Origin of the sequence: Teichococcus rhizosphaerae (genome assembly GCF_002631185.1) — a bacterium.
Taxonomy (GTDB): Bacteria; Pseudomonadota; Alphaproteobacteria; order Acetobacterales; family Acetobacteraceae; genus Pseudoroseomonas; species Pseudoroseomonas rhizosphaerae.
The window spans coordinates 142,724-154,651 of the sequence record NZ_PDNU01000002.1 but is presented as its reverse complement, the minus strand read 5'-3'; the positions used below and the strand labels follow the sequence as shown (position 1 = coordinate 154,651).

General features: G+C 73.4%; 11 protein-coding genes. 5 read left to right on the top strand and 6 right to left on the bottom strand.

Going from position 1 to position 11,928, the window contains the following annotated elements:
- The first annotated feature begins 20 nt into the window (after window positions 1-20).
- The 3 genes from CR162_RS01940 (at window position 21) to CR162_RS22270 (ending at window position 2,853) form a co-directional block, all read left to right on the top strand.
- The gene (locus CR162_RS01940) at window positions 21-1,157 is read left to right on the top strand and encodes a phosphotransferase (protein ID WP_099093837.1); all 1,137 of its coding nucleotides are present in this window, start codon (window positions 21-23) and stop codon (window positions 1,155-1,157) included.
- A 2-nt stretch (window positions 1,158-1,159) separates the two neighbouring features.
- Window positions 1,160-2,476 (top strand): aspartate aminotransferase family protein, encoded by a 1,317-nt coding sequence (locus CR162_RS01935; RefSeq protein WP_456316206.1) that lies wholly within the window; start codon window positions 1,160-1,162, stop codon window positions 2,474-2,476.
- Between the two features lie 227 nt (window positions 2,477-2,703).
- Window positions 2,704-2,853, top strand: a complete 150-nt coding sequence (locus tag CR162_RS22270) for a hypothetical protein (RefSeq protein WP_176559679.1) — start codon at window positions 2,704-2,706, stop codon at window positions 2,851-2,853.
- A gap of 33 nt (window positions 2,854-2,886) precedes the next feature.
- On the opposite strand, the gene CR162_RS01930 is transcribed toward CR162_RS22270, so the two are convergent.
- The 6 genes from CR162_RS01930 to CR162_RS01905 form a co-directional block, all read right to left on the bottom strand.
- Window positions 2,887-3,588, bottom strand: coding sequence for an ABC transporter ATP-binding protein (locus tag CR162_RS01930; protein WP_099093835.1), 702 nt, complete (start codon window positions 3,586-3,588; stop codon window positions 2,887-2,889).
- A complete protein-coding gene (locus tag CR162_RS01925) occupies window positions 3,588-4,340 on the bottom strand; it encodes an ABC transporter ATP-binding protein (protein ID WP_099093834.1) in 753 nt (250 codons plus the stop codon). The genes CR162_RS01930 and CR162_RS01925 overlap by 1 nt, the downstream gene beginning before the upstream one ends.
- On the bottom strand, window positions 4,337-6,196 hold the full coding sequence (locus tag CR162_RS01920) for an ABC transporter permease (RefSeq protein ID WP_099093833.1): 1,860 nt from the start codon (window positions 6,194-6,196) through the stop codon (window positions 4,337-4,339). Before CR162_RS01920 ends, CR162_RS01925 begins: the two co-directional genes overlap by 4 nt.
- A 7-nt stretch (window positions 6,197-6,203) precedes the next feature.
- The gene (locus CR162_RS01915; protein ID WP_099093832.1) at window positions 6,204-7,442 is read right to left on the bottom strand and encodes an ABC transporter substrate-binding protein; all 1,239 of its coding nucleotides are present in this window, start codon (window positions 7,440-7,442) and stop codon (window positions 6,204-6,206) included.
- 164 nt (window positions 7,443-7,606) lie between these two features.
- Window positions 7,607-8,794 (bottom strand): aminotransferase, encoded by a 1,188-nt coding sequence (locus CR162_RS01910; protein WP_099093935.1) that lies wholly within the window; start codon window positions 8,792-8,794, stop codon window positions 7,607-7,609.
- Between the two features lie 56 nt (window positions 8,795-8,850).
- A complete protein-coding gene (locus CR162_RS01905) occupies window positions 8,851-9,705 on the bottom strand; it encodes a DNA-3-methyladenine glycosylase family protein (RefSeq protein ID WP_099093831.1) in 855 nt (284 codons plus the stop codon).
- Window positions 9,706-9,761: 56 nt separating this feature from the next.
- On the opposite strand from CR162_RS01905, the gene CR162_RS01900 reads away from it, so the two are divergent.
- Window positions 9,762-10,562: a response regulator gene (locus CR162_RS01900; protein WP_245870072.1), complete on the top strand. Its 801-nt coding sequence runs from the start codon at window positions 9,762-9,764 to the stop codon at window positions 10,560-10,562.
- 10 nt (window positions 10,563-10,572) lie between these two features.
- Entirely contained in the window at window positions 10,573-11,925 is a 1,353-nt protein-coding gene (locus CR162_RS01895) for an ATP-binding protein (RefSeq protein ID WP_099093830.1), read from the top strand.
- Window positions 11,926-11,928: the final 3 nt, after the last annotated feature.

The window sequence follows — 11,928 nt, the reverse complement described above, 5'->3', positions numbered from 1 at the left end:
GCCTTTCACGGCTCCGCCCCATGGCCGGGCAGGCCGTGCCGGCGCATGATGCCGCCGCCGATTCAGCAGAAGGACGGGACGTGGCGGCGACAGAACACCAGGGTGAGGTTTCCGGCGACGAGCTGGGCGCGGTGCTGGATGCCGCCCCGCCAGCCGTGACGGAGGTGGAGGTGGCGGCGCTGGCGCGGGAGCGCTTCGGCCTGGAAGCGGCGGTGAGGCCGCTGACCGGCGAGCGCGACCGCAACTTCCACCTGCGCGCCGCCGATGGCGCCGAATACGTGCTGAAGGTGATCCACCCGGCGGAGGAGCCGGCGGTCTCGGACTTCCAGAGCCGCGCCCTGCTGCACCTGGCGGAAACCGGCCCTGACCTGCCCGTGCCGCGCCTCCACCCGCCGCTGGAGGGCGGGGCGCCGGAAGCCCTGTGGCGCCGCCCTGGCCAGCCCGATTGCCGCGTGCGGGTGCTGGACTACCTGCCCGGCCGGCCGCTGCACCTGACCCGGCCCGGCCCGGCGCAGCGCGCGGCGGTGGGCGCCACCCTGGCGCGGCTCGACCTCGCCCTGCGCGACTTCCGCCACCCGGCCGAGGAGCACGCGCTGATGTGGGACATCCAGCACGCCCTGCGGCTGCGGCCCCTGGTGGCGCATCTCCCCGATGCCCCCGACCGCGAGCTGGCCGATGCGGTGCTGGAGCGCTTCGCCACCCATGCCGTGCCGCGCCTCGCCACGCTGCGCCGGCAGGTGGTCCACAACGACTTCAACCCGCACAACATCCTCGCCGACGAGGCGCGGGACGACCGGGTGGCCGGCATCATCGACTTCGGCGACATGGTGCGCGCCCCCCTGGTGCAGGACCTGGCCACCGCCGCGGCCTACCAGATGACGGAGGAGGGCCACCCGCTGGAAGGGCCGGCGCAGCTCGCCGCCGCCTTCCACGCCGTCTGCCCCCTGGAGGATGGGGAGCTGTCCGTCCTCGCCGACCTCATCGCCACCCGGCTTGCGGTGGCGGTGACGATCAGCGGCTGGCGCGCCGCGCGGCAGCCGCAGAACGCCCCCTACATCCTGCGGAACTACCCGCGCAGCCTCGCCGGGCTGCGCCGCCTGGGCGCCCTGCCGCGCGCCGAGGCCGAGACCTATCTGCGGAAGGCCCTCAACCCATGAGCATGATCAACGCCTTCGACCCGAAGGCCACCAACGCCATCGGCACGCGCGAGCGGGAGATGATCGCCCGCCGCCAGAAGCTGCTCGGCCCGGCCTACCGCCTGTTCTACGCCAACCCGGTGCATCTGGTGCGCGGCGAGGGGGTGTGGCTCTACGACCCGGACGGCAACCCCTATCTCGACGTGTACAACAACGTCGCCAGCGTCGGGCACTGCCACCCGCATGTGGTGGCGGCGCTGGCGCGGCAGGCGGCCGTGCTGAACACCCACACGCGCTACCTCAATCCGGTGATCCTGGACTATGCCGAGAAGCTGCTGGGTTATTTCCCGGCGCCGCTCGGCCATGTCATGTTCACCTGCACGGGCAGCGAGGCGAACGATCTGGCCTACCGCGTGGCGCGCAGCCACACGGGCGGCACCGGCTTCATCGTGACGAAGCTCGCCTACCATGGCGTCACGGTGGCCATCTCGGAGATGTCGCCCTCGCTCGGCAGCCACGTCACGCTGGGCGGCAATGTGCGCACCGTGCCCGCGCCCGACCTCTACCGCGGCGGCCCCAGCGTGGCCGAGCGCTTCGCCGCCGATGTGCGCGCCGCCATCGCCGACCTGCGCGCGCACGGCATCGCGCCCGCCGCCTTGCTGGTGGACACCATCTTCTCCTCGGATGGCGTGTTCTCCGACCCGGCGGGCTTCCTGGCCCCGGCCGTGGAGGCGATCCGCAAGGCGGGCGGGCTGTTCATCGCCGACGAGGTGCAGCCCGGCTTCGGCCGCACGGGCGAGGGGATGTGGGGCTTCGGGCGCCATGGCCTGGTGCCGGACATCGTCACCATGGGCAAGCCGATGGGCAATGGCCACCCGATCGCCGCCATGGTCTCGCGGCCCGACATCCTCGCCCGCTTCGGCGAGGCCACGCGCTACTTCAACACCTTCGGCGGCAACCCCGTTTCCTGCGCCGTGGGGCAGGCGGTGCTGGAGGTGATCGAGGGCGAGGGGCTGGTGGAGAACGCCCGCGCCACCGGCGCCTTCCTGGCGGCGGGGCTGCGGCAACTGGCGGAGCGGCACGAGATCATCGGCGATGTGCGCGGGGCGGGGCTGTTCGTCGGCGTCGAGCTGGTGAAGGACCGCGCCGGCAAGGAACCCGCCACGGAGGAAACGGCGCGGCTGGTGAACGGGCTGCGCGAGCGCCGGGTGCTGATCAGCGCCGCCGGTCCGCACGCCAACATCCTCAAGATCCGCCCGCCGCTGGTGTTCCGCCAGGAGCATGCGGAGCAGTTCCTGGAGGCGGTGGACGCGGTGCTGGGGGAGATCGCCGGCGGCTGAGGAAGGGCGAGGGTTCGTTCCGGGCCCTCACCATTAATTTTCCCTTTCTGTTCTGGTTTTCCGGGGTAGAACGGCAAAGGCCCCTTGCCTTCGTGTTCTGTTTATGTTCGCATTGGGCCATGCCGATGCCGTTCCCCCACGCCCCCGTCCCGGCCACCTGGAACCGCCTTCCCCCGGCGGCCCCCCCATCCTGGTGGTATGCGCGACGACCCGAGCGGCAGCCCGGCATGACGCGGGCAGGGCGCGTTGCCCTGCCCGCGTCCTCCCCCTCGCGCATGGGCGCTCAAGCCCTGGCGCGGGAGGTCATGCTCGGCGCGGTGCTGGGCATCCTCGGCGGCTGGCTGTTCGGCTGGGTGGCGGCCTGGGCGCTGCTGTAGCCGCCGCGCGGACACGGCCGGGCTCCCGCCCCTTCAGACGGACAGGTAGCGCGCCCGCAGCGCCGCGTCCCGCATCAGCTCCGCCATCGGCATAGTGTGGCGCGGCGTTCCGGTTTCCAGGATGCAGGCGCGGTCGCCCACCGCGCTGGCGAAGGCGAGGTTCTGCTCGGACAGCAGGATGGACAGCCCTTCCGCCTTCAGCGTGCCGATGGCCTCCGCCATCCGCTCCACCACCACGGGTGCCAGGCCCTCCGAGGGCTCGTCGAGCAGCAGCAGGCGGGGATTGCCCATCAGCGTGCGGGCGATGGTGAGCATCTGCTGCTCGCCGCCGCTCATCCGCCCGCCGGGGCGGTGGCGGAGCGTCTCCAGGCTGGGAAACAGCGCGAAAAGGCGCTGCGGCGTCCAGGGCCGCAGGCCGGGGCGTGGCGGGCGGCGGCCCACCTCCAGGTTCTCCAGCACGGTGAGGTCGGCGAAGACGCGCCGCTCCTCCGGCACATAGCCGAGGCCGGCCCGGGCGATGGCATGCGGCGGCTGCCCGGCGAGGTCCCGCCCTTCCAGCCGCACCGTGCCGGCGCTGGGCGGCACCAGCCCCATGATGGCCTTCATCGTCGTGCTCTTGCCGGCGCCGTTGCGGCCGAGCAGGCAGACCACCTCGCCCGCGCCCACGGCCAGCGAGACGCCGTGCAGGATGTGCGCGCGGCCGTAATGGGCGTGCAGCCCCTCCACCGCCAGCATCAGAAATGGCCTCCGCCCAGATAGACCTGCCGCACCCGCGGGTCGGCCCGCACCGCCTCCGGCGCGCCACCGGCGATCAGCCGGCCGCGCTCCAGCACCAGCACGCGCTGGGCATGGCCGAACACCACGTCCATGTCGTGCTCGGTGAACAGCACGGCGATGCCGGCCTCCCGCGCGATGGCGGCGGTCTGTTGCATCAGCGCGCCGCGCTCGGCGGGGGCCATGCCGGCGGTGGGCTCGTCCATCAGCAGCAGGCGCGGCGCGTGGGCCAGCGCCATGGCCAGCTCCAGCCGCTTCAGGTCGCCATAGGCCAGCACGGCGCAGGGGCGGTCGGCCTGCGCCGCCATGCCGACGCGCTCGAGCAGCGCCTCCGCCTCCGCCGTGTGGAGGTGGCTGGCGGGGCGCCACAGCCCCAGCAGCCGTCGGTGGTGCGAGAGCAGCGCCAGCCGCACGTTCTCCCGCACGCTCATCGAGCCGAAGGTGGCGGTGACCTGGAAGGTGCGGCCGACGCCGAGACGCCACACCGCGCGCGGCGGCAGCCCCGTGATGTCCTGCCCCGCCAGCCGCACCCGCCCGGCATCGGGGCGGACCTGGCCGTTGAGCATGTTGAAGCAGGTGCTCTTGCCGGCGCCGTTGGGGCCGATCAGCGCCAGCATCTCGCCCGGCGCCAGGGAGAAGGAAACGCCGTCCACGGCGCGCACCCCGCCCCAGGCCTTGACCAGCCCCTCGGCTTCCAGGATCGGCGTGCTCATGCGCGGCGTTCCCGCCGGCCGTCGTGCCAATGGGCCAGGGCGCCCGCCAGCCCGCGCGGGAAGAACAGCACCAGCGCCAGGATGACGAGGCCGAGCAGCAGGCGCCACAGCTCCGTCAGCCGCGCGAGCTGCTCCTGCAGCCCGGCATAGGCGATGGCGCCGAGGATCGGGCCGCTCACCGTCTGCACGCCTCCCAGCAGCACCATCAGCAGCGCGTCGACGCTGCGCGGGATGCCGAGATAGGTGGGGAACACGCTGCCCTTGCCAAAGGCGAAGAGCGCGCCCGCCAGCCCGGCAAAGGCGGCCGCATAGGCGAAGGCCAGCCAGCGGATGCGGAAGCCGTCGATGCCGATGGCCTCGGCGCGCAGGGGAGAATCCCGCTGCGCCCGCAGGGCCAGGCCGAAGGGGGCAAAGATGGCGCGTCGCAGCAGCAGCACGCCCGCGCCGCAGAGCAGCACGGAGAGATAGAAGAAGGCCAGCCGCCCGCGCGCCCACTCGCTGGGCCAGACGCCGAGGATGCCGTTGTCGCCGCCCGTCACCTCCACCCACTGGAAGGCGACGCTCCAGGCGATCTGCGCGAAGGCGAGCGTCAGCATGGCGGCATAGACGCCCGAGAGCCGCACGCAGAACCAGCCGAAGAGGAGCCCCACCAGGCCGGCCGCGAAGGGCGCCAGCAGCAGCCCCGCCTCCATGGGTGCCGCGAGGTGGCGCAGCAGCAGCGCCGCGGCATAGGCGCCGGCGCCGAAATAGGCGGCGTGGCCGAAGCTCGCCATGCCGCCCGGTCCCATGATGAAGTGCAGGCTGGCGGCGAAGAGGATGAACACGGCGAAGTCCGCCAGCAGGATCAGCGGGTAGTCGCCGAGAAAGGGGGCGGCCAGCAGCAGCCCGGCCAGCGCGCCCGCCGCCGCCAGCGCCAGCCCGCGCGGCAGCGGGCGGGGCAGGGGCGGCGACTGCTCGCCGGCCGGCGGCGCGCCGGGGGCGCGGCCCAGCAGCCCGTGCGGGCGCAGCACCAGCACCACCGCCATCACCAGGAACACCAGCACCAGCGTGATGCGCGGGAACACCAGGATGCCGAAGGCGTGCAGCTCGCCGATCAGCAGCGCTGCCAGGAACGCCCCCGGCAGGCTGCCCAGCCCGCCGATGACGACGACCACGAAGGCCTCGACGATGATGGCCATGTCCATGTGCAGCGTGACGGCCTCGCGCGGCAGTTGCAGCGCGCCGCCGAGCCCGGCGAGGGCGGCGCCGAGAAAGAACACGGCGGTGAACAGCAGCCGCTGATCGACGCCGAGCGCCGAGACCATTTCGCGGTCCTGCGTCGCGGCGCGCAGCAGGATGCCGAAGCGGGTGCGGTGGAACAGCAGCCAGAGCAGCCCCAGCACCACCGGCCCCACCGCGATGAGGAACAGCTCGTAGCGCGGGAAGCGCAGCCCGAGGATCTCGACCGACCCTCGCAGCAGCGGCGCGCGCGGCCCGAACTTGTCGTCCGCGCCCCAGAGCAGCAGCGCCACGTCCTGCACCACCAGCACCAGCGCGAAGGTGGCGAGGAGCTGGAACAGCTCCGGCGCGTGGTAGATGCGGCGCAGCACCGTCATCTCCAGCACCGCGCCGAGCGCGCCCACCGCCAGCGCCGCCAGCAGCACCCCCCCCCAGAAGCCCCAGAACCCTCCCAGCTCCGCCAGCGGCCCGTGGCTGACAAAGGTCCAGGCGAGATAGGCGCCCAGCATGTAGAGGCTGCCATGGGCGAAGTTGACGATGCGGCTGACGCCGAAGATCACCGTCAGCCCCGAGGCGACCAGGAAGAGGGAGGAGGCGCTGGCCAGGCCGTTCAGCGCCTGGACGGCCAGGGCTTCCAATTCCGTGCTACTCCTGCGGGCGCCAGGCGCGCACCTGCTCGGGCCCAGGCAGGTAGCTGGCACCGTCGGCGTAGCGCCAGTCCACCATCCTGCCGCGCCGGCCTTCCAGCTTCGTGCGGCCGACAAAGGCGCCGAGCGTCGCCTGGTGGTCCAGCGCGCGGAACTCGACCTCGCCCGTGCCGTAGCCGGTCTGGTAGCGGATGCCCTTGAAGGCGTCCACCATCGCCTCGGTCTCGGTGCTGGCGGCCTTGCGCAGCATGGCGGCGATGGCCTGCACCGTGTCGTAGCCGACGATGGAGCCGCAGCGCGGCAGGTCGCCGAACTTCGCGCGGTAGGCGTCGCGCAGCGCGGTGTGGGTCGGGTTGTCCAGGTCGTCGCGCGGATAGCCGGTGACGATCCAGCCATCGGGGCATTCCTCGCCCAGCGGCTCCAGGTATTCCGGCTCGCCGCTCAGCATGGAAACGACGCTGCGGCCATCGAACAGGCCGCGCGTGTTGCCCTGGCGGACGAAGTTCAGCAGGTCGGTGCTGAAGGTGACGTTGAAGATGCCCTCGGGCTTCATCCGCTCCAGCGCCTGTACCGTGGAGCCGGCATCGATGCGGCCGAGCGCCGGGAACTGCTCGCCGACGAACTCCACATCCGGCCGCTTCTCCTTCAGCAGCTCGCGGAACCACTTCACGGCGGACTGGCCGTACTCGTAGTTGGGCGCCACGGTGGCCCAGCGCTTCGCGGGGAGCTTCGCGGCCTCCTCCACCAGCATGGCGGCCTGCATGTAGGTGCTGGGGCGCAGGCGGAAGGTGTAGCGGTTGCCCTTCGACCAGACGAGCGCATCCGTCAGCGGCTCGCTCGCCGCGTAGAGGCGCCTGTTCTGCCGCGCGAAGTCGGCCAGGGCGAGCCCGACATGAGAAAGGTAGCCGCCGGCCAGCAGCGCCACGCGCTCGGCGTTCAGCAGCTCGCCGGCCAGGCGCACCGCGTCCTCCGGGCGGCCGGCATCGTCGCGGAACACGGTCTCGAGCGGCCGGCCCCCGATGCCGCCCGCGGCGTTGACCTGCTCCTGCGCCAGCAGCCAGCCATTGCGGTAGGGGCCGAGGAAGGCGGGCTGGGCGGTGTAGGAGTTGATCTCGCCGATGCGAATGGGGTTGGCCTGGGCGCGCAGCACGGCCGGGCGGGCGATGGCCCCGGCGGCGATCCCGGCCAGCAGGAGGCGGCGGCCGGGGCCGCGCGCTGCGGTCTGGGAAAAGGTCATGGTGGCGGTCCTTCTGCCTGGTCCTGGCACGGGCTGAGCCGAGTGGCCGGCGAATGTCCTTCCTGTCATGCGACAGGGCAAGACGCCTTGCCGGCCCCGCGGCGGAAAACTTGCGCCAAGGGAAGATGGGAGGGCGGGAGGGAAATTGCCGCCCCCGGCCCGTCTCAGGCGAGGGCGCGGTTGAGCCGCCCCGGAACCTCCGCCAGCAGGCTTTCCTCCGCATTGGCGAAGGCGAGGCGCAGGTGCCGCTCCTGCCCCGGCCCGAAGAACGGCCCCGGCAGGGCGAGCAGCCCGTGCCGCGCGGCCAGCGCCTCGGCCGCCGCCATGGCGTCCGGCTGCCCGTCCGGCAGGCGAAGATAGGCGAAGTAGGTGCCCAGCGCGTCGACCTTCCAGGCCGGCGCCCCGGCCATGGCGGTGCGGAAGGCGCGCGCGCGGCCGGCCATCACCGCGCGGTTGCCGGCACGCCATTCCGCGAGGGCAGGAATGGCCCAGGCCAGCGCCGCCTGGGCGGGGCGGGCGGGGCAGATCTGCATGGTGTCCACCACCTTCAGCAGCTCCGCCCGGAAGGCGCCGCCGCCCGCGATGGCACCCACCCGGTGGCCGGGGATGCAGTAGGACTTGGCGAAGGAATAGAGATGCACCAGCCCTTCCGCCCAGTCCGGCTCCCGGAACAGCCCGTGCGGCGGCGCGCCGCCATCGGGCAGGAAGTCGCGGTAGGTCTCGTCCAGCACCAGCCAGATGCCGCGGGCGCGGCAGGCGGCGGCGATGCGGGCGATGGTCTCGGGCGGGTAGATGGCGCCGGTCGGGTTGTTGGGCGTCACCAGCACCACGGCGCGGGTGCTGGGCGTCAGCGCCGCCGCGAGCCGCTCGGGGTCGGGGATGAAGCCGTCCTCCGCCCGGGTCTCGAAGGGCTGCGCCTCGATGCCCAGCAGCTCCAGCGCCATGCGGTGGTTGAAGTACCAGGGCGTGGGCAGCAGCACGGCGTCGCCGCTGCCGGCAAGCGCCGTCATGGTCATGGTGAAGGCGAGGTTGCAGCCGGCGGTGATGGTGATCGCCTCGGCGCCCACCGGCGCGCCATAGGTGGCGGCGAGGTTGGCGGCCAGCGCCTCGCGCAGCGGCGCGTCGCCGTCGATGGTGCCATAGCCGGCGCAGGCGCGGCTGCCGGCGGCCTCGGCCAGGCGCTCGAGCAGCCCGGGATGCGGCGGGTAGCCGGGCACGGCCTGGGTGAGGTCGAGCATCGGGCCGGCGCCGCCATCGTAGCGGGCGGCCCAGGCGCGGGCGGTGGGAATGGGCGGCGCGGCGGTGGCGCGCACGCGGCCGGAAAGGCGACCGGGAAGGCGGGAGCTCGGCATGATGCGGCGCACAGTGTCACGCGGCGGTCGCGCCGGCCAGACGCGATGCGCGGGTGTCAGGGTTCCTCGCCCGCCGGGCGGCCGGTGACGTGCCGCCAGTGGTGCCAGAGCAGCCGCGCCGCCACCGAGCGCCACGGCGCCCATGCGCCGGACAGGGCCAGCAGCGCCTTCGGCCCCGGCCGTTCCGGCAGGCCCTTCAGATGTTGCGCGGCGGCGGCCAGGGCCACGTCGGCATAGGGGAAGATGTCGGCGCGGTCCTCGGCGAAGATCAGGTGGACCTGCGCCGTCCAGGGCCCGAGCCCGCGCTGGGCGGAGAGATGCGCGATGGCCACGTCATCGGCCATGCCGGGCAGCGCCTCCAGCCGCAGCGTGCCGGCGAGGCAGGCTTCGGCCAGCCCGCGCAGATGCGCCACCTTGGGGCGGGAAAGCCCGGCGGCGCGGAGCTGCCCGTCCGTCAGGCGCAGCAGCCCCGCCGGTTCCAGCGCGCCAGGAAGCGCTTGGAAGCGGCGCCAGATGGCCCCCGCCGCCTGGTTGCTGATCTGCTGGCCGAGGATGGTGCGCGCCAGGCCCCCGAAGCCGCGCGGCCGGCTGCGCCAGGGCAGCGGCCCCGCCGCCGGCTCGATGCGGGCGAAGTCCGGGTCCGCGGCGCAGAGCGCGGCGATGCCTGCCCGTGCCCAGTCCGGGGGTGGCGCATCCCCAGGCTGTGGGGCGGGGCTCAGCCGGGACAGGGGACGTCTTCCAGCGGGGCAGGGGGTGGGGCGATCACCGCGAGGGCGGTGCCGCGTGCGGAGGCGGGTGGCAGGACGGTCTCGGGCGGGATGTCCGTGTGCAGGCGGGGTCTCGCGGCGGGCCGGGCAGGGATCATGTTCGCTGACAGACGATACGAAGCGCAACAGGGCGCGCTCCGGCAAAAGCCTGTAACATGGCGCGCAGGCAACGTCGCCATATCGCCTCTATGGTCGAGCTCATGGAACCGCCTCCGCACATCCTGGTCGTGGACGACGATCGCGAGATCCGCGACCTGCTGTCCAAATTCCTCGAGCGGCAGGGCTGCCGCGTCACCGCCGCGCGCGACGCGCGGGAAGCGCGCCGGCTCTGGCCGCTCGGGCGCTACCACCTCGTGGTGCTGGACCTGATGCTGCCGGGGGAATCGGGGCTGGACTTCGCGCGCTGGCTGCGCGGCCAATCGGACGTGCCCATCGTGATGCTGACGGCGATGAGCGAGGAAACGGACCGCATCGTCGGCCTGGAGCTGGGCGCGGACGACTATGTGGCCAAGCCCTTCAACCCGCGCGAGCTGCTGGCGCGCATCCGTGCCGTGCTGCGCCGCGCCAGCGGCGAGAGCGGCGCCAGCCAGGAGCCGCCCGCCAAGTCCATCCGCTTCGCCGGCTGGACGCTGGAGCCCGCCCGCCGCCGCCTGCTGAACCAGGATGGCGTCGAGGTGTCTCTGACGGGCGGGGAATACGAGCTGCTGATGGTGCTGGTGGAGCGCCCCAACCGCGTGCTGACGCGCGACATGCTGATGGACCTGCTGCGCGGCCGCCAGGCGGGACCGTTCGACCGCGCCATCGACGTCGCCGTGTCCCGCCTGCGGCGCAAGCTGGAGGATGACGGGCGCAACCCCAGCCTGATCAAGACGGTGCGGGGCGGCGGCTATGTGCTGGCGGCCACGGTGGAGAAGCTCGCCGAGCGCGGCGGTGGCGAGCGGCCGGCGGATTACCCCGAGGCGGCCGCGGGCGGCGGACCCCCGGCCAAGGCGGCCGGCTGAGCATGGCGCCATGATCCACCGCCTCCTGCCGCGCAGCCTGGCGGGGCGCACGGCGGTGTTCCTCACCCTCGCCCTGATGCTGGTGCAGGCGGCGGGGCTGACCATCCATGCGCTCGACCGCGTGGACCTGCAGCGCTTCGCCCTGTCGCGCGAGATCAGCGCGCGCGCCTTCGGGGTGTGGCGCACCGTGCTGCTGGCGCCGCCCGACCGGCGCGAGGCGATGCTCTACGACATCGACCTGCCGCCCGGCCTGGTCGCCGAGCTGTCCGACCTGCCGGCGGTGCGGCCGGGCATGCCGCGCGCCTCGGCCGCGCTGATCCGGCTGTTCCGGCTCGACATCGTCACCGCCGGCCCGGCGCGCTTCCGCCCGCGCGAGGCGCTGGCGGCGGGCGGGCCGCTGCCGGGGATGCTGGTGCTGGCCCTGCAACTGCCGGACGGGCTTTGGCTGAACATGCGCATGGCGCTGCCGCCGCCGCGCCCCTGGCATTCCGAGACCTTCCTCTTCGCCTTCGTGCTGATGACCGGCGCCGCGCTGGCGCTGATCCTGTGGGCGACGCGGCGGCTGACGCGCCCCGTCTCGGCGCTCGCCCGCGCCGCCGAGCGGTTGGGGCGCGACGTGAACGCGCCGCCCCTGCCGGAGGACGGGCCGCTGGAGGTGGCCACCGCCGCCCGCGCCTTCAACACCATGGCCGAGCGCATCCGCCGCTTCGTCGGCGACCGGACGCAGATGCTGGCGGCCATCGGCCACGACCTCCGCACGCCGATCACCCGGCTGCGGCTGCGTGCCGAGTTCCTGGAGGATGACGAGCAGCGGCGGAAGATGCTGGCCGACCTCGACGAGATGGAGGCCATGGTGAACGCCACCCTGGCCTTCGCCCGCGACGATTCCGCCACCGAGCCCTCCGTGCCGCTCGATCTCGCGGCCCTTTGCCGCACCGTGCTGGACGAGGCGGCCGATGCCCGGCCCGAGCTCGCGCCGGAGGCCACCGCCTATGCCGGGCCGGAGCGGCTGCGCGTCCGTGGCCGGCCGATCGCGCTGAAGCGCGCCCTGGCCAACCTCGTGGGCAACGCGCTGAACTATGGCGGCAATGCCCATATCAGGCTGGAGGGGCCCGGCAACGGCGCCGAGGCCGCGCTGGTGCGGCTGTGGGTGGAGGATGACGGGCCGGGCATTCCGCCCGACTCGCTGGAGGCGGTGTTCCAGCCCTTCCGCCGGCTGGAAACCAGCCGCAACCGGGAAACCGGCGGCACCGGCCTCGGCCTGCCCATCGCCCGCAACATCCTGCGCGCCCATGGCGGCGACGTGGTGCTGAGCAACCGTCCCCAAGGCGGGCTGGCGGCGCTGGTGACGCTGCCGGTCTAGGCC